At 45.3% G+C, this 18,203-nt stretch carries 17 protein-coding genes; 9 read left to right on the top strand and 8 right to left on the bottom strand.

The features are described 5' to 3' along the window. Nucleotides 1-69: 69 nt before the first annotated feature. On the top strand, nt 70-408 hold the full coding sequence (gene glnB, locus AB6D58_RS04150; RefSeq protein WP_017063373.1) for a nitrogen regulatory protein P-II: 339 nt from the start codon (nt 70-72) through the stop codon (nt 406-408). A 61-nt stretch (nt 409-469) separates the two neighbouring features. Further along, nucleotides 470-1,312: an endonuclease/exonuclease/phosphatase family protein gene (locus AB6D58_RS04145; protein ID WP_372156520.1), complete on the top strand. Its 843-nt coding sequence runs from the start codon at nt 470-472 to the stop codon at nt 1,310-1,312. Nucleotides 1,313-1,418: 106 nt separating this feature from the next. On the opposite strand, the gene AB6D58_RS04140 is transcribed toward AB6D58_RS04145, so the two are convergent. From AB6D58_RS04140 to gloB, 3 genes are all read right to left on the bottom strand, one after another. After that, nucleotides 1,419-2,105: a YIP1 family protein gene (locus AB6D58_RS04140; RefSeq protein WP_017060727.1), complete on the bottom strand. Its 687-nt coding sequence runs from the start codon at nt 2,103-2,105 to the stop codon at nt 1,419-1,421. Next, complete coding sequence (locus AB6D58_RS04135; protein ID WP_017063374.1) at nt 2,102-3,676, bottom strand: LysM peptidoglycan-binding domain-containing protein; 1,575 nt, start codon at nt 3,674-3,676, stop codon at nt 2,102-2,104. The genes AB6D58_RS04140 and AB6D58_RS04135 overlap by 4 nt, the downstream gene beginning before the upstream one ends. 70 nt (nt 3,677-3,746) lie before the next feature. Further along, the gene (gloB, locus tag AB6D58_RS04130; RefSeq protein ID WP_017060725.1) at nt 3,747-4,505 is read right to left on the bottom strand and encodes a hydroxyacylglutathione hydrolase; all 759 of its coding nucleotides are present in this window, start codon (nt 4,503-4,505) and stop codon (nt 3,747-3,749) included. Nucleotides 4,506-4,558: 53 nt separating this feature from the next. Here gloB and AB6D58_RS04125 point away from each other — a divergent pair, with 53 nt between their 5' ends. Next, the gene (locus AB6D58_RS04125; RefSeq protein WP_017060724.1) at nt 4,559-5,341 is read left to right on the top strand and encodes a class I SAM-dependent methyltransferase; all 783 of its coding nucleotides are present in this window, start codon (nt 4,559-4,561) and stop codon (nt 5,339-5,341) included. Nucleotides 5,342-5,439: 98 nt separating this feature from the next. Here AB6D58_RS04125 and rnhA read toward each other — a convergent pair whose 3' ends face one another. After that, nucleotides 5,440-5,904, bottom strand: coding sequence for a ribonuclease HI (gene rnhA / locus AB6D58_RS04120; RefSeq protein WP_017063376.1), 465 nt, complete (start codon nt 5,902-5,904; stop codon nt 5,440-5,442). Between the two features lie 56 nt (nt 5,905-5,960). Between rnhA and dnaQ the strand changes: the two genes are divergently transcribed. Further along, nucleotides 5,961-6,728 (top strand): DNA polymerase III subunit epsilon, encoded by a 768-nt coding sequence (dnaQ, locus tag AB6D58_RS04115; protein ID WP_017060722.1) that lies wholly within the window; start codon nt 5,961-5,963, stop codon nt 6,726-6,728. Nucleotides 6,729-6,737: 9 nt separating this feature from the next. Then, on the top strand, nt 6,738-7,985 hold the full coding sequence (locus AB6D58_RS04110; protein ID WP_136978527.1) for a TIGR03503 family protein: 1,248 nt from the start codon (nt 6,738-6,740) through the stop codon (nt 7,983-7,985). A gap of 128 nt (nt 7,986-8,113) precedes the next feature. On the opposite strand, the gene fadE is transcribed toward AB6D58_RS04110, so the two are convergent. Then, nucleotides 8,114-10,579: an acyl-CoA dehydrogenase FadE gene (gene fadE, locus AB6D58_RS04105; protein WP_372156519.1), complete on the bottom strand. Its 2,466-nt coding sequence runs from the start codon at nt 10,577-10,579 to the stop codon at nt 8,114-8,116. 330 nt (nt 10,580-10,909) lie between these two features. Between fadE and lpcA the strand changes: the two genes are divergently transcribed. Both lpcA and AB6D58_RS04095 read left to right on the top strand, forming a co-directional pair. Continuing rightward, nucleotides 10,910-11,485 carry a D-sedoheptulose 7-phosphate isomerase gene (gene lpcA, locus AB6D58_RS04100; RefSeq protein ID WP_017063379.1) on the top strand — a complete coding sequence of 192 codons (576 nt, stop codon included), beginning with the start codon at nt 10,910-10,912 and terminating at the stop codon, nt 11,483-11,485. A 65-nt stretch (nt 11,486-11,550) separates the two neighbouring features. Continuing rightward, nucleotides 11,551-12,396, top strand: coding sequence for a class II glutamine amidotransferase (locus tag AB6D58_RS04095; RefSeq protein WP_372156517.1), 846 nt, complete (start codon nt 11,551-11,553; stop codon nt 12,394-12,396). A gap of 116 nt (nt 12,397-12,512) precedes the next feature. Here AB6D58_RS04095 and purN read toward each other — a convergent pair whose 3' ends face one another. Together purN and purM are read right to left on the bottom strand one after the other, a co-directional pair. Beyond that, complete coding sequence (gene purN, locus AB6D58_RS04090; RefSeq protein WP_372156515.1) at nt 12,513-13,187, bottom strand: phosphoribosylglycinamide formyltransferase; 675 nt, start codon at nt 13,185-13,187, stop codon at nt 12,513-12,515. A 132-nt stretch (nt 13,188-13,319) separates the two neighbouring features. Further along, a complete protein-coding gene (purM, locus tag AB6D58_RS04085) occupies nt 13,320-14,360 on the bottom strand; it encodes a phosphoribosylformylglycinamidine cyclo-ligase (RefSeq protein WP_008222945.1) in 1,041 nt (346 codons plus the stop codon). A gap of 169 nt (nt 14,361-14,529) precedes the next feature. Here purM and upp point away from each other — a divergent pair, with 169 nt between their 5' ends. Beyond that, the gene (gene upp / locus AB6D58_RS04080; RefSeq protein WP_017060716.1) at nt 14,530-15,156 is read left to right on the top strand and encodes a uracil phosphoribosyltransferase; all 627 of its coding nucleotides are present in this window, start codon (nt 14,530-14,532) and stop codon (nt 15,154-15,156) included. A gap of 141 nt (nt 15,157-15,297) precedes the next feature. Here upp and AB6D58_RS04075 read toward each other — a convergent pair whose 3' ends face one another. Further along, entirely contained in the window at nt 15,298-16,536 is a 1,239-nt protein-coding gene (locus AB6D58_RS04075) for a uracil-xanthine permease family protein (RefSeq protein WP_017060715.1), read from the bottom strand. 278 nt (nt 16,537-16,814) lie between these two features. Here AB6D58_RS04075 and AB6D58_RS04070 point away from each other — a divergent pair, with 278 nt between their 5' ends. Beyond that, nucleotides 16,815-18,074 carry a DUF2066 domain-containing protein gene (locus AB6D58_RS04070; protein WP_017060714.1) on the top strand — a complete coding sequence of 420 codons (1,260 nt, stop codon included), beginning with the start codon at nt 16,815-16,817 and terminating at the stop codon, nt 18,072-18,074. Nucleotides 18,075-18,203: the final 129 nt, after the last annotated feature.

Below are 18,203 nucleotides of genomic sequence, written 5' to 3'. Positions count from 1 at the left end.
GGCTTTTTTCATTGAATGTTTACTATAGCTAACCGATAATGAGCCATTCGCACAGTTTAAGGGATGAACATGAAAAAGATTGAAGCCATTATCAAGCCATTCAAACTTGATGATGTACGTGAAGCACTTGCAGAAGTGGGTATTACGGGTATGACAGTATCTGAAGTTAAAGGCTTTGGACGTCAAAAAGGTCATACTGAGCTATACCGCGGTGCAGAGTACATGGTCGACTTTTTACCTAAAGTGAAACTAGAAATCGTTGTGACCGACGAAGTGGCTGACCAATGTGTTGATACCATCATTGAGACGGCTCAAACAGGTAAAATTGGTGACGGTAAGATCTTCATTACTGAAGTTGAACGTGTGGTACGTATTCGTACTGGCGAAGAAGACGAAGACGCCGTATAAAAAAACTATTACCCTAAAAGGAGCGTTTATCGCTCCTTTTTCATCTCTGGTAGGGTGCTGTATGTTTAAGAAAACCATCATTGTTATCACGTTATTGATAACGCTTGCTGTCGTTAGTTTTCATTTTATCTTCGTGATCCCGAATAAACCCAACCTGATCATTTCCTCTCAAAGTACCAGTAACGACATCTACAGTTGCTACCAAAACTCTGCACCGAAAGCGATTGATGTGTCTGATGGCTTAGACATTACGGTGTGGAATATCTACAAGCAAAACCGAAATAATTGGCAGAGTGAGTTAAATAAGCTGTCGGCAGGTAGCGATTTAGTCTTGCTGCAAGAAGCTAGTATGACAGAAGGACTTCGCCAATGGGTAATGAGCGGACAGTGGGGAAGCACACGTGTTAATGCGTTTGAGGCCTTTGAGCAAAGTGCTGGGGTACTCAACCTAGCAACCCATTTACCGATTGAAGCGTGTGCTTATACTCATGAAGAACCTTGGCTTCAACTGCCTAAATCGGCGCTTTGGTCGCGTTACCAACTAAACAATGGCGAAGAGCTGGCTGTGATTAATATCCACGCTGTGAACTTTACCTTTGGTACGGAAGATTACGAGGCTCAGCTCAAGAGCTTAACTGACAATCTGAAAAAGTATCGTGGGCCGGTTATTTTTGCTGGGGACTTTAATAGCTGGAGTGAAGCTCGCGTTGCTGTATTGAAAGATGCGTTGGAGAAGGTTGGTTTGACGGAAGTTGCCTTTGAGCCAGATAACAGAACTCAGTTCATTACAGGACTGGTGCTCGACCATGTGTTCTATCGAGGGCTAGAGGTAGAAAAAGCAAAAGCGCCCATTACGGACGCTTCTGATCATAACCCTATGCGAGTGACCTTTAAGGCTAAATAGTGATTAGCTATTAGTCATTGGAACTTAACCATTCGCACGGTGGTTACCTTGGGAAATCTAACGGAACAATAGGCTAGAGAGTCTTCGCTAGCCTTATCTCTTCTACTTAAAAGATTAAAATGTAGAGCGCCCAGATTAGGTAGTAGCCAACCCATGGTAAGCCTGAAATCACAAGCGCTTGCCCGCGTTCAAACTCAGTCCACGTTAATACCGCAGCATAACCTAGCACGATGTACCATGGCAGAAGCAGTGGTAATGAGCTAGCAAACTGTGACCAATCATTAGTTAGCGGTAACTTGATCAAGCCATTTAAGCTGTTCAAGTCGGCAGCGTAGTTCATCACATGTCCATGCTTGAGTATCAGGCTTGCGTAGCTTGCTACATCACCTAAAACAGCTGGGAATATAACAACCGATGCCGCTGCAAACCATCGCCAAAAGCTGTGCTGATGTTGGCTTGGCTTGGTTGCTAGGTTAAACCAGAATGCCAATAGAACGATGGTTAATGTTCGGCCAAATACGTCGCTGATGATTTCACTTGCGAGTAAGGTATTGCTGTCAAGTAACGCCAATTGGTCAGGGTTCGTTTGAGCCAGTTGCTGCGAGAGCTCTGCACTTAACCATGCAAAATCTACATTCGAAAAATAAGCACCCCAAAACAAAAATGGGCTGAGCATTAATACGACGTAGGGTTGCCATCCCCAAGCACTTCGTTGATAAAGCGCTAAGAAACAAGCTGTTGGCGAACGGAATATATCCAACAGCATGACGAGTGGGTTACTTGACGGGTTCATACACTTACCTTAGTTACATCAACATACAGCTTCAGTTTTTGTCCTGGCTGTAGGTATTTTTTGTTCTGCAAAGTGTTCCATTTTACAACATCTGTACTTTTTACTTTGAACTTTGATGCAATACCGCTGACTGTGTCACCTGATCTTACGTTATAAAAGATCGTACGGATGATGGCGCCGTCTGAGCCGTTCTTCCAAATGACCAGTTCTTGACCAACTCTAAGCGTGTCGCGTGGTCCCATGCCATTCCACTTAGCCAGTGATTGATGAGAGACCTTATTTGCGCGTGCAATCGTCCATAGGCTGTCACCACTTCTTACAGTATGGCTGAGCTTATATTGACCACGACTCTTCGACTGTGTGCTTGCTAGGCGGTTTGAGGCGCTTAGGGCGTATGTCTTGTCGTCTTTGGTGGATGTTGGGATAAGTAAGTGCTGGCCAATACGAATATTGTTGTTGCTCAAACCGTTTGCAGAGCGGATCACTTTGCTGGTGGTGTTATATTTGCTTGCCAGTACGCTAATGCTGTCACCAGATTGAACCTTGTAACGCACCAACTTCATGCCTTTGCCTTTATTGGCAGCGACTTCTTTGTTGAATTTCTCAACTGAATCTAAAGGAAGTAATAGTTGTTGGTGTTTCTCTGGTGCCGTTGCCCATTGGTTGTAAGCCGGGTTGTAACCTTGAAGTTCTTTGACAGGAATGCCTGCGTAGTTCGCAGCAATGGCTAAATCAAGCTGTTCTTCAGGGTTAACCAGAGTCAGCACTGGCTTATTCGGGATCGCCGGAATATCGATGCCATACTTTTCTTGGTTGGCAATGACATCTGCTAGAGCAAGCAGTTTAGGTACATAGCTGCTGGTCTCTTTTGGTAAGTCCAAAGAGAAAAAGTCGATTGGCTTGCCAAGCTTCTTGTTCTTGCGGATTGCGCTGTTTACTCGACCACCACCACTGTTATAGGCAGCAATCGCATGATTCCAGTCGCCATCGAAACGTCGGTTAAGATCTGAGAGGAAGTCCAATGCGGCGTCGGTAGAGGCGGCAACATCGCGGCGGCCGTCATACCAAAAGTTCTGTTCAAGCCCGTAGTCTTTGCCAGTGCCTGAAATGAATTGCCATAGACCAGCAGCACTGCCATGAGAGTAGGCAAACGCATCGAAAGAGCTTTCTACAACGGGTAGTAGTGCCAATTCTAGTGGTAAGCCTTTTTCTTCAATCTTAGTCGTGATCAGATACAAGAAAGGTTCAGCACGCTTTGATACTGTTTTTAGATGACTCGGGTGCTTGAGATACCAAGTTCGGTAGTAGTCGACCTTCTTTTGGTCTGGCACTTCCATTTCAAGTTGCATCGCAATGCGTTTCCAAACATCTTCTTGTGTTTGTGGAGTAACGACAGGTGCTTCAACTTTTTGATCTTCTTTGGCTGTTGCTTCTGATGAAACGTTCGCTTGAGAAACTTCTTTAGTAGGAGATGTGTTGGTTTGCTCGGAAGCTTGGTCTGGATTCTCTGACTGAGTTAATTGGCAACCAGAAAGTAGTAATACCAAAGCCCAGCTGTACTTAACTCGCATGTTACAGCCTTTTTAATTAACGGCCGATGATAATACTTGCCACCCCCTATGAGTGACAAGTCTGTATTTGTTAAAATTCGTTCTTCCACGCACGTAAAGCGGTGAATACCGATAAAGGATCGGTCTGCTCGGTGCGATTAGACACTGATTTCACTACACTTGGCTCGGTATAGCGCAGGAAGGGGTTCACAAACTTCTCTTGTCTCAAATTTGTGGGGATGGTCGACTTATTTTGAGCGCGAAGTCGGTTCACTTGGTCGCGATATTGCTGCAAATGTTGGTTATCAGGCTCTACGGCTAATGCGAAAGCGATATTGGCTGCAGTGTACTCATGTGCACAATAAACTTCGGTTTCTTGAGGCAGAGCCGTGATCTTATTCAGTGCATCGAACATCTGTTGTGGTGTGCCTTCCATGATTCGGCCACAGCCCGCAGAGAACAACACATCACCACAAAACAGTTTGGCATCGCCCACATAACCAATATGACCCGCAGTATGGCCACTGAGCCCTAGGACGAGGAATACTTCGCCAAACAGTTCTAATTGATCACCATCATCGACCGGATGAGTTAAGGTAGGGATAGGTTCATTCCTTGGACCGACAACATCCACGCCGGGAAATTGTCTAACGAGTTCTGGAACACCACCAATGTGATCGTGGTGGTGGTGTGTAATCAAGATTGCATCTAAAGTTAGCTCATGGTGTGCCAAGTACTCTAATACTGGAGCCGCATCACCAGGGTCGACGACAGCACAACGGCGATCGCTATTTTGAATCAGCCAGATGTAATTGTCGTTAAATGCAGGTATGCTTTTGATATGTAACATTATTGGTTCTCCAGTCACTATTAGTGCGACAGAATAAGTGAGACAGATTATTGATGAAGCCAGCACGTAGCAGAAAGAAGTTTGAACGTCCTTACACTTGGGCGCAATTGCACAATGGGGACTGGTTGAGAGAATCTATTCAAACTCGACTCGATGAGTGGTGCCCAAAGCTATTTGGTTACCATATGCTCAAGCTCGGTGGCCTCAGTAGTGAGATTTCTAGCTGCACATGCAACATTCAACATCAAGTAAACCTAGATATCCAGAACCCATTACATAATGTGATAGCGGATGGCTATAATTTACCCTTTTTGGAGAAAAGCTTTGATGTTGTAGTACTGAGTCATCAGCTAGATTATAGCAATGACCCGCATCGCTTATTGAGAGAAGTCGATCGAGTGATGATGGACGATGGCTATATCATTATCACCGGCTTCAACCCAATCAGTGTCACTGGGCTTGCCAGTTTGATGCCTTGGCGAAAGAACAGCTTACCCTGGAGTGGGCGTATGTACACGCCAAGTCGAATTAAAGACTGGTTAGGTGTACTTAACTATGAAGTAATTCATTGTGACACCTACGCGCTGTTTCCTATGAGTAAGTATCAAGCGATGTGGACGTGGTTGGAGAACAGCTTAGGTGGTTGTGCATCCTTCGCCGGAAGCCAATACTTTATTGTTGCTCGTAAGCGTACTTACCCGCTAAAACCCATCAAACCACATTGGCACCTCAAGCGACGTTTCTCGCCTGTTGGGGCAAGTTTTAGAACCAATACGCGCCGTACAATGGATTCAGCCAAAGCGTCATATCCGCTAAAAACAGAAAAAGCCGATTAGTTGTCGGCTTTTCATCTATCAATTCGATTGAGAAATTGTCAATTAGTTTAAGAAATTATAAATCGCTTTCTGAAATGTGCGTCTAATTAAAAAGACGATTAGCTTGGTTGATAGCCCGTATCTTCTAGAGTCGGATTCTCCGCTGCATTTCGCGCTAAATCATCACACATTTCGTTTTCTCTGTGTCCCGCGTGTCCTTTTACCCAGCGCCAATCAACGTTATGGCGAGCGGTTTCTTTATCGAGCCTTTGCCACAGATCGGCATTTTTAACCGGTTTCTTGTCGGCTGTTTTCCAGTCACGCTTTTTCCAGTTATGAATCCACTGTGTGATGCCTTGACGCACGTATTGGCTATCTGTGGTCAGAATCACAGAGCAAGGTTCTTTGAGGGTTTGCAGAGCCACGACAGCGGCGAGCATTTCCATACGGTTATTGGTTGTTAGCGTGAAACCTTCTGCTAGCGTCTTCTCGACTTTTTTGTAGCGAAGTACGATGCCATAGCCGCCGGGACCAGGGTTGCCTAAACAAGAACCATCAGTGAAAATTTCAACTTGTTTCGTCATGATTTGATACTATTACCTCAAGCACATTATCGGCATAGTCTGACACAGTTATCCTTATGAATACCAGTAGCACTCCAGAACAAAGCACGAACGAAAAAAACAGTTCGAACGAAAATAAGCGCATTGTTGTACTCGATACCGAAACCACCGGTATGAATACAGAAGGTGGCCCTCACTATATGGGTCACCGCATCGTTGAAATTGGTGCAGTAGAGATCATCAACCGTAGATTGACCGGGCGTCATTTCCATGTCTACATCAAGCCCGATCGTGCGATTCAAGAAGAGGCGATTGGCGTTCACGGTATTACCGATGAATTCTTGATTGATAAGCCTGAGTACCAAGACATACATAAAGAGTTTCTCGACTTTATCAAAGGTGCGGAGCTGGTGGCTCATAACGCGCCCTTCGATACGGGCTTTATGGACTATGAGTTTGAGAAGCTTAATCCTGCGATAGGTAAAACGGATGACTACTGTAAAGTTACCGATACCTTGGCAATGGCGAAGAAGATATTCCCGGGTAAAAGAAACAACCTAGATATCTTATGTGACCGTTATGGTATCGATAACTCGCACCGTACTCTCCACGGCGCATTGCTCGATGCGGAGATCCTAGCCGACGTCTACTTATTGATGACGGGTGGCCAAACTTCGCTGCAATTTAACGCTGGTCAACAGGAAGGCGAAGCCGAAAGCATACGAAGAGTAGAAAGTGGTCGAAAATCCCTAAAGGTTTTACGAGCTACGGCCGATGAAGTAGAAGCGCATCAAAGTCGTTTAGATCTCGTCGAGAAAAGCGGAAGCTGCCTCTGGCGTCAGTAGGGAGAAAGTATGTTAAGGGTATTGGCTACCGGTTGCTTATTGCTGTTAAGTTTTGGCTTACATGCAGCAACAGAATCCGTTATGAGTTTATTGGACAACCGTTTTCGAGTTGATTCCAGTATTGAACAAGTCACCTTTGTGATTTATCGAGCCGATAACTCTAAACCTGTCGTTTTGGTTCGCCCTGATGGCAAGAAATACTACTCTTGGCGCAATGCTGATAATGTCCGTTGGTACGAAGAATCGTCCATGGACATTATCTCTATCGACAATCCGATGCCCGGCCCTTGGCAAGCGATAGGTAAAGTTTCCCCTAAGAACAATATCAAGCTGCTGTCTCATCTTGTTTTGGATGCTAATGAGTTCCCAGATAAGTTGTATCAAACAGAGCGCATCAAATTTACCGCTCGACTGACTTCTGATGGCAAGCCGCTGGTGCTGCGCGATTTTCTCGATCGCGTGAAGCTTAAGGTTACCTTTACTAAGTTTGTTGAAAACGAAGAGTCTTTGGTGAGAGAAGCGCGCCCGGTGCCGGTTGTGATGGGCGAGTTTGCCGATGATGGCGCTGATCTTGATGAAAAGGCCGGAGATGGTGTGTTCACTGTCTCTTTGCCAATTGATATCGAGCCCGGTAAATACCGAGCGCGTATTACCTCTGGTAATGGCGTGTTCCTGCGAGCGCAAGAGCAAGAAGTCTTGGTTTACCCAACACCGATCACTAGCACCTTCATTCAATCACGAAAAGAGGGTTTACCTCATACTATTGTGGTGTCTGGTGAACAGGGGATGATCGCACCGAGCTCGTTAGCGGTTCATGTTGAGCACAAGGCTCCTGATGAATATGTGATGTACAAGCAGGGGCAAGCTGAAGTCGACGCAATGAAAGTCGCTTTAGAGGTGCCTTATAATGGCGATTTAGGAATTTATAATTGGTCAGGGATGGTTTATGCCACTGATGCTTCAAGTCAGCGCCCGCTGATTTTTCCAATTACCGAGCAGTCGTACAGCGTTGTTGAAGATATCGACTTAGCAGAGTCACGACGTCTTCAAGAAGAAGCTCTTGCTGAACAGAAGCGTATCGCAACAGAGTTGATGATCCTTCAAAAACGTGAAGATGACAGACAGCGCAGTATGATCATTATTGCGGTGGGTAATGTGGTCGCGATTCTATTGGGCTTATTGATTTGGTTTGTGGTTCGTAAGGTCAAGGCGAAGAAAAAAGCGTTACCTGAGATGCAGCTCAAGGCGCCCAAGTAACTCGCTTAGATGATTAGATTGTCTAGAGAGAATAAGCTGCTAGATAAAGCATTGGAATTTGTGGCAACGAAATCATGAACAAAAAAACGGGACTCATAGTAGTCCCGTTTTTGTTTCTTTTTCTGGCCTTAAGCGACGTTATCAATCGATTGGTCTGGGTACTGAGATTTTGCTGCAAGCTCCTCTGGTGAGAAGTCATCCACGTTAATCGTGTACAGTCTATGTTCCTCAGCGCTAATCAGAAGATTTGCTTCGTCTTGCGTTAAGATACCTTTCTCAAGTCCCAACTGAGCAACAAGATCAAGTCGTAAGAAGGCACGTTTTTGATGTGTCTCTTTGCAGACTTTGTCGAACAGAGGTTCAGCTTGAAGAATCACTTCTAGCGCTTTTTCAATCTTACCTACTGGGTTGTATTCCGTCGCTTCTAGGTATTGGCCGCGACCTATACGAGAGCGTGTTTCGCTTGGTGTTTGTAGAATGTGCGCAACTTTGCTATCGAGCTTGTCGTTTGGAGCACGACGGATACGACCAAATGGCATTAGCACAACACGAAGCAGACGACCAATCACAGGGTTAGGGAAGTTCGCTAAGAATTCATCAATCGCCACTTCAGTCTGACGTAAGCTATCTTGCATCCCCCAATGTACTAACGGTAGATCTTCAGCGTGGCTGCCTTCACTTTCAAAGCGCTTCAACGTTGCTGAGCCGAGGTAAAGTTGACTCAGGATGTCACCCAATCTTGCTGATAAACGTTCTCTACGCTTCAGTGATCCACCTAGAACTGCCATTGAGATATCAGACAGTAGCGCTAGGTTTGCACTGTAGCGGTTTAGCTGTTGGTAGTAACGCTGTGTCTGTTTATCTGTTTTATTTGAAGGTGTTGGCGCATCAGAACCACGACCATCGGTTAAACCAAACCACAAGCTGCGGACTAGGTTGCTCATCGTAAAGCTAACGTGCCCTGCTAACGCTGAATCAAACTTATCAAGCGCATCGCTGCTTTCAGAATAAGCCGCTTCCATTTCGTTCAGTACGTAAGGGTGACAGCGAATCGCACCTTGACCATAGATGATCATTGAACGAGTCAGGATGTTTGCGCCTTCAACCGTAATCGCGATAGGCGAGCCTTGGTAGCCACGAGCTAGGAAGTTCGATGGGCCTAAACAAATGCCTTTACCACCGACGATATCCATCGCATCAATGATGCTGCGCTGGCCACGGTGAGTACAGTGGTACTTAACGATTGCAGAGATAACCGAAGGCTTTTCACCAAGGTCGATGCCCGCAACGGTTAGGTTACTTGCAGCGTCCATTACATAAGCGTTACCTGCAAGGCGTGCAAGTGGCTCTTCAACCCCTTCCATGCGGCCAATAGGCTGTTTGAACTGACGGCGGATACGAGCGTAAGCGCCAGTTGCAAGCGCGGCAGACTTGATGCCACCAGTTGAATTTGAAGGCAGTGTGATACCACGACCAACCGACAGGCACTCAACCAGCATACGCCAGCCTTGACCGGCCATTTTCTGACCGCCAATGATGAAATCGATAGGCACGAAGATATCGTCGCCTTGCGTCGGGCCATTTTGGAAAGGTACGTTTAGTGGGAAGTGGCGGTTGCCAATTTCTACGCCTTTTAAATCCGTTGGGATAAGCGCACAAGTGATACCAAGATCTTTTTGATCACCAAGCAGGCCATCCGGGTCACGAAGTTTAAAAGCTAAGCCTAATACCGTCGCGACAGGCGCGAGAGTGATGTAACGCTTGTTCCAAGTTAGGCGCATGCCGAGTACTTCTTCGCCTTGCCAGTCGCCTTTACAAACCACACCGTAATCTGGAATAGAGCCAGCGTCTGAGCCAGCTTCTGGGCTAGTTAGTGCGAAACAAGGGATCTCTTTACCTTCCGCTAGGCGAGGCAGGTAGTGGTTTCTTTGTTCTTCTGTACCGTAGTGTTGTAAAAGCTCACCAGGGCCTAATGAGTTAGGTACGCCAACCGTCGATGACAATACACTAGAAACGCCTGTTAGCTTCTGTAGAACCAAAGATTGAGCGTAAGCTGAGAACTCTAAGCCGCCGTATTTTTTCTTGATGATCATGGCGAAGAATTTATGGTCTTTCAGGTATTGCCATACTTCTGGTGGCAAATCAGCAAGCTCATGAGTGACTTGGTAATCATTGACCATTTCACACACGATATTTACTGGACCATCTAAAAACGCTTGCTCAGCTTCAGAGAGTTTCGGGTCAGCAATGTTCTGAAGTTTCTTCCATTCAGGTTTGCCTTTGAACAGCTCTGCTTCCCACCATACTGTGCCGGCTTCTAGTGCTTCTTTTTCTGTCTGAGACATCGCCGGTAGAACTTTCTTAAATAAAGAGAGTGCTTTTTGGCTGATCAGTGTCTGACGAATGGTCGGTACAGCAAAGATCGCAACGGCTAATAGGTAACAAAGCCAGCCAGTAATCGCGACGCCGCCAAACAGTGTGAGTGCTATCATCGCGCAGGTTAGTACAACTAATGCACGCACAAGACTAACTCTATGGTAAAGACAGACGCCTAAGATGACGGTCATACCGAGTAGGGAGAGCAATATGTTCATGATCGATTTCCTTTTCAGAGATCACTTATTGTTATTAAGTTTTAGGTAAGAGGTCTAACCAGTTAAGTGTAAACAAAATATTAAATATTTGTAAAACTCTAAATTGGATAAAAAGCGATCTGAATAGAGTTAAAATTCTAATTGTGAGAGGTTGGTGGTGAATATTTGGGCGGATCGACAGTGACTGGTTAATAAAGGTGGCAATCTTTGGGCTTAAGTGTCGACACTATTTCATGTTTGTGGGTAAACTCAGTGATATAAAGAGGGGGAACCCTCAGTTCTCATTTCACGCACTTTAAGTTGCGTTAAAAAAAATAAGAGATAAGCCTTATGTACCAAGACCTAATCAAAAGTGAATTAAACGAAGCTGCTGACGTTCTTAACAAGTTTTTGAGTGACGACCATAACATCGCTCAAATTGAAGCGGCGGCAAAACTGATTGCTGACTCATTCAAGCAAGAAGGCAAGGTGCTTTCTTGTGGTAACGGTGGCTCACACTGTGATGCAATGCACTTCGCGGAAGAGCTAACAGGCCGATACCGTGAAAACCGTCCAGGTTACGCTGGTATTGCGATTTCAGATCCAAGCCACTTGTCTTGCGTGAGTAATGATTTTGGCTACGACCACGTATTTTCTCGTTATGTAGAAGCGGTAGGTCGTAAAGGTGATGTGTTGTTCGGTCTGTCGACTTCAGGTAACTCTGCCAATATTCTAAAAGCGATTGAAGCTGCTCAAGCTAAAGGCATGAAGACGATTGCATTGACGGGTAAAGATGGCGGCAAAATGGCGGGTTGTGCTGATATCGAAATCCGAGTGCCACACTTTGGTTACGCAGATCGCATCCAAGAGATTCACATTAAGATCATTCATATTGTGATTCAGCTTGTTGAAAAAGAGATGGAATAATAGTTTTACAGACATTTGGAGCCCAGCTTAGGCTCCATTGGTTTTAATAGGGAGTAGATTAAACCATGTGTGAATTGCTCGGTATGAGCGCGAATGTGCCAACTGATATTTGTTTTAGCTTTACTGGTCTTATGCAGCGTGGAGGCAATACTGGCCCGCACCGCGATGGCTGGGGTATTACCTTCTATGAAGGAAAGGGTTTTCGTACATTTAAAGATCCTAACCCTAGCTGTGAATCTAAGATCGCTGAGTTGGTTCAAAACTACCCAATTAAAAGCCAAGCCGTTGTCAGTCATATCCGTCAAGCGAACCGTGGTGGTGTTAATCTAGAAAATACACACCCTTTTACTCGTGAGCTTTGGGGGCGATACTGGACCTTCGCTCACAATGGTCAATTAACGGATTACGACGATCTGATCAGTGGTCGTTTCAGACCGGTCGGCGAGACAGACAGTGAGCTCTCTTTCTGTTGGTTACTCAAACAACTCGAAGAGCGTTTTCCTGAGCCACCTCAAGATATGGAAGGTATGTTTCGCTTTGTGGCTGAGTGTTGTGACAAGCTGCGTGAGAAAGGCGTTTTCAACATGTTACTCAGTGATGGTGAGTATGTGATGACCTTCTGTACCAACCATTTGTACTGGATAACAAGGCGCGCACCTTTTGGTAAAGCGAGCCTGATTGATGAAGATGTTGAGATTAACTTCCAAGAAGAAACTACACCAAATGATGTGGTGACGGTGGTAGCAACTCAACCTCTTACGGACAATGAACAGTGGTTTAGAATGAAGCCGGGCGAATACGCACTGTTTCATTTTGGTGAGCTGATTGGCAACAACAATCAAGCGTTAGAAGATGTTGCTTATGCGCCGAAAAAGGTAGCGAGCCAAGCACCGACAGAGCCATTAAGCTAATGCTGTAGATCGTATTGCTTGAACCCGAACAAACGAAGGCCGCTTACTGCACTAACCAGTCAGTAAGCGGCCTTTTTGTTTTTCAGCAATTTGTTGTCTGAGAGTCGTTTGACGAATTACTCTTCTGCGTAACCGTGTTTACCTAATGCTTTACCGTCTAACACAGCCTGTCCATTGACCATTGATAAACGGTCTTCCGCGAACCACTTGCAGACCATAGGGTAAATGCAGTGTTCTTGAGTCAGCACTCGGCTTGCCAACATATCAGCATCATCATCTTCAAATACCGGCACCTTAGCTTGCAAGATCACAGGGCCGCCATCGAGCTCCTCGGTAACAAAGTGGACGCTAGTACCGTGTTCTTTGTCTTGCGCATCAATGGCACGCTGGTGGGTGTGTAGGCCTGGGTATTTCGGCAACAGAGAAGGGTGGATGTTGACCATTTTCCCTGCATAGTGACGAACAAACTCTGAACTCAGGATACGCATGTACCCCGCAAGTACGATTAAATCGGGTTGGTATGCATCAATCTGAATCATCAATTCATGATCGAACTCTTCACGTGAACCAAAGTCTTTTGGATTCACTGAATGAGCGTCAACACCTGCGGTTTTCGCTCGTTCTAATCCAAAAGCCTCTGCTTTGTTTGAGAAGACAGCTTTAACCGATGCATCAATCATATCGCTATCGCAGGCATCTAAAATAGCCTGTAAGTTACTTCCGCTTCCTGAAACTAACACAACGATGTTTTTCTGAGAGTGACTGGTTTTATTTGAGTGATTGTTTTTCATAGAGTGGGTCATACGATTGATTAACTGAATTGTTTACAATGTACCTACATAAACTAAGGTTTTCTGCGGGCTAAATAGCAAAATGAGGACCATTAGGTCCTCATTGATTAACTAAGTAAGTGAGCGTATCACTTATTTAATTTCAACTTGCTCTTCGCCAGCTTCAGCGTTTGCGATCTCACCGATAACCCAAGCGTTTTCGCCTTCAGCTTTCAGTAGTTCAACAGCAGCGTCTGCTTGATCTTTAGGTAGAGCAACAACTAGGCCTACACCACAGTTGAAAGTGCGGTACATTTCGAATGTCTCCACGTTACCTTTCTCTTGTAGCCAGTTGAAGATAGCAGGCCATTCCCAGCTCTTGCCATCAATGACTGCTTTAGTACCTTCAGGAAGTACGCGTGGGATGTTTTCCCAGAAACCACCACCTGTGATGTGTGAGATAGCATGAATGTCATGCTCTGCAATCATCTTAAGTGCCGATTTGATGTAAATCTTAGTTGGTTCTAGTAGGTGCTCACCGATAGTGCGACCTTCTAGTTCTTCACTCTTATCAGCACCAGAAACTTCTAGGACTTTACGAATTAAAGAGTAACCGTTTGAGTGTGGACCACTTGAGCCAACAGCGATAAGTGCGTCGCCTGCTGCTACTTTAGTGCCGTCGATGATGTCAGCTTTTTCTACAACGCCAACACAGAAGCCAGCAACATCGTAGTCGTCGCCTTCGTACATGCCCGGCATTTCAGCGGTTTCACCACCGATAAGTGCACAACCAGCTTGAACACAACCTTCAGCGATGCCAGAAACAACGTCTGCTGCTGTGTCTACATCTAGCTTACCTGTTGCGTAGTAGTCTAGGAAGAATAAAGGCTCACCACCTTGAACGATTAGGTCGTTCACACACATTGCCACTAGGTCGATACCAATGGTGTCGTGTTTTTTCAGATCCAAAGCAAGGCGAAGTTTAGTACCAACACCATCAGTACCTGAAACAAGTACCGGCTCTTTGTATTTCGTTGGAAGTTCACATAGGGCGCCAAAGCCACCAATACCGCCCATTACTTCAGGGCGACGAGTGCGTTTAACAGCACCTTTGATACGGTCTACTAGTGCATTACCTGCGTCGATATCAACACCAGCGTCTTTGTAGCTTAGAGAAGAAGTATTACCACTCACGGGATAGTCCTCGAACTTAAGTTGGATGTGAAAACGGCGCTATTCTAACAGGGCTTGAATATGAAGAGCAAACGTTTGCGCAGTTTTTTTTATTAGAATAAAGATTCTGAAATAACCCTAGAGTTCGTGTATAATCTACAGGTTTGTTTAAATATTGCCGGAGTTGGAAATGAAAGTTGTTGAAGTGAAACACCCGCTAGTAAAACATAAAATTGGCCTGATGCGTGAAGGTGAGATTAGCACTAAGCGTTTTCGTGAGCTAGCGACAGAAGTGGGTAGCCTTCTAACATACGAAGCGACATCAGACTTTGAAACTGAGCGTGTGACGATTAACGGTTGGAACGGTCCAGTTGAAGTTGACCAAATTAAAGGTAAAAAAGTAACAGTAGTGCCAATCCTACGTGCTGGTCTAGGCATGATGGACGGTGTTCTTGAGCACATCCCAAGCGCACGTATCAGCGTTGTTGGTATCTACCGTGACGAAGAAACGCTTGAGCCAGTTCCATATTTCAACAAGCTTGCATCTAACATCGATGAGCGTATCGCTCTAGTGGTAGACCCAATGCTTGCAACGGGTGGTTCTATGATCGCGACTATCGACTTAATGAAAGAGAAAGGTTGTAAGCACTTCAAGATTCTTGTTCTTGTAGCGGCTCCTGAAGGTATTGCGGCTCTAGAAAAAGCGCACCCAGATGTTGAACTTTACACTGCTGCAATCGATGAAAAGCTAAACGACAAGGGCTACATTGTTCCTGGTCTTGGCGATGCTGGCGATAAGATCTTCGGTACTAAGTAATTCGGTTTCAGCTTAAGTGACTCTAAACAGTTCCTTAACTCGCTGAATTAACCGTATTAATAAAAAGGGAGAGCATTCGATGCTCTCCCTTTTTTGATCTTGTTAGGTTGTGATTCTTTGGAATCTAGCCTTACCGACTCATTAATCGATTTGAGCTTTATCTACCACAGTGTTGTCACCTAGCTCTTCTGGAAGTACTAGGTTAAGTAGAATCGCAACGATACCGCACAAGCTTACGCCCTGTAGGCTAAAGTCACCGATACCAAAGGCCATGCCGCCAATACCAAAGACTAAAGTAATGCCCACAATCACAAGGTTACGTGATTTATGCAGGTCAACGTTGTTCTTGATGAGTGTGTTAAGGCCCACTGTTGCGATAGAGCCAAACAGTAGAATCATGATGCCACCCATTACAGGAACCGGAATCGTTTGAAGTAGTGCGCCTAGCTTACCAACCAATGCAAGAACGATAGCAGTAACAGCAGCCCAAGTCATGATCACTGGGTTGAATGCTTTCGTCAGCATTACTGCACCTGTTACTTCACTGTACGTAGTGTTTGGCGGCGCGCCCAGCATTGAAGCGGCAATTGTTGCCACACCGTCGCCAGTAATAGTGCGGTGTAAACCTGGTTTTTTAAGGTAGTCTTTACCGGTCACGTTAGATATCGCAAGCATATCACCTACGTGTTCAACGGCAGGGGCAATCGCGACAAATACCATAAAAAAGATAGCGTTGATGTTGAACTCTGGCGTTGTGAAGTTTGGCAGTGCTAACCAAGATGCTTGCGCTACTGGAGTGAAGTCTACCGCGCCGTATACCAAGCTGGTGATGTAACCCGCAACAATACCACCGAAGATTGGCAGTAGCTTAAGGAAGCCTTTTGAAAACACACTGATGACAATCGTCACTAACAGTGAAATTGAAGAGATCCACAGGGCAGCGTCTGCATCAACAAGCTGAACCGCACCATCGCCTGTCTTACCTAGCGCCATGTTAACTGCAACAGGTGCAAGACCTAAACCGATAACCATGATCACAGGGCCAACAACGACTGGTGGAAGCAGTTTATGGATGAAGCCAACGCCACGAACTTTAATTAACGCGCCCATTAGTACATACACAACACCCGCCGCCATCAAGCCGCCCATGGTTGCACCAACACCCCAAGTTTGAATACCAAACATGATAGGCGCGATGAAAGCAAAAGAAGATGCTAAGAAGATTGGCACTGAACGGCGTGTAATAAGTTGGAATAAAAGGGTACCGATACCTGCGCCAAACAGTGCAACGTTGGGATCGAGTCCAGTCAGTAGCGGCACTAATACAAGCGCACCAAATGCTACAAACAGCATTTGCGCACCTTGCAGAGCATTTTTCATGTTATGTCCTTAAAAATGGTCGTTATATGAAAAGCGAAAAATAAAATTCGCGGGATTCTATCACTTGGCAATCGATTGCTACACCAAATAGATCAAATTTATTTATCTTAGTGATGTTTTATATCCATCTAAGCCCTAGAAATTCAGTTTATAAGTGAGCGATTTATCATGGCCAGGTGATATTTTGTGGTTATTAAACACAGTGGGCGCTATCGACCTTGCCCCTCAATCCATAGTTGCTTATCATCTAGGCACAAAATTTGAATATTAGGATCAGTATGCGCTACATAGCATTGTTGTTGATGGGACTATTAGCCTCTCCGAGTTATGCCTTAACTCAAGTAGATATTTTTAGTGCTGAAGTTGCGATTAACGCTGAAGACAAACAGCCAGAACAAGTGGCAAGAAATACAGGTATGGAGCAGGTATTGATACGTGCGACTGGCCAAACTGATGTCGCTTCGAATGAGACGATTCAAAAGGCGATGCGCAAGAGTTCGCAGTACATGTCTCAAATGAGTTTTGGCGAAAGCAATGACCAATCAACATTGCGTATGCGTTTTAACGGTGCTCAAATCCGTTCTCTGTTGACTCAAGCACAGTTACCTTACTGGCCTGACACGCGTTCAAACATCCTTGTTTGGCTTGTGGAAGAGGACAACTACGACAAGAACATCGTATGGGAACACTCTAACTCACAGTTAGCAGCTAGCTTACAAGCGAACGCAAAAGAGCGTGGCTTGCCTCTAACGCTGCCTGTGGGTGACTTTGACGATATTACGGGTATTGCGACTTCTGATTTGTGGGGTAGCTTTGTTACGCCAATCAGTAAAGCGAGTCAGCGTTATCCTGTTGATGCTGTGTTGGTGATAAAGGCTCAATCTTCAGGCCTACGTTGGGCTCTATACGATCAAAAGCCAAGTCAATTGACGAGTGCACCAACATCGCCTGTAAGTGGTTCACTATCGGGTAACAGCGACACGACTTCTAAGAAGTTAGTTGACCAAATCAGTAACTACTACGCAGGCAAAAGTGCTGTGACGGTAGCGAGTGAGTCATCAGAATCGATTTTAACGCAGTTTATTAGCCTGAATAATGCTCAAGACTTCTTCCAGTTAGAGAACGCACTTAAGCGTCTAAACTCGGTGGCAAGCCTAGATATTCTGAAGATTCAGAACAACGAAGTCACTTTCCGAATTCACTTATTGTCGACTCAACAAGAGTTTGAGCAAGAAGTAGCAAGTATTCGCCAAGTTGCGAAGGTTGAAGAATCTTACATTGAGCCTGAAGTGAGCCCTGAATTTGAAACTCAAGACAACACAATGTCTGTAGGTGATGATTCAACAGACGCTGCTGAAGTCGTTGGTGACGAAACTGACTCAGGCGTACAAGTGATTAAGGGCAACGAGGTATCTGAGGATGCTGAGCTAACGAATACGCCTGACGCAACGTTAGAGGATTCTAGTACAGAAGATCTAACCATCACTGCGCCAGTACATGCTAAGCCAAGCTTGGTATACGAGTGGGTTCGCTCATAATTGTCAGCTGACATGACTGATTGAAATGAAAACTTGAAAAAAGCCCTGCAAGAGCAATCTCGCAGGGCTTTTTGTTGTGCGCCGAGCATGGCGTTGATCTAGGAGGTGAAAGTCCTCTACGGGCTCAGT

Source organism: Vibrio sp. 10N.239.312.D08, assembly GCF_041466145.1.
Classification (GTDB): Bacteria; Pseudomonadota; Gammaproteobacteria; order Enterobacterales; family Vibrionaceae; genus Vibrio; species Vibrio crassostreae_C.
This window is presented reverse-complemented; position numbering and strand designations above follow the sequence as displayed.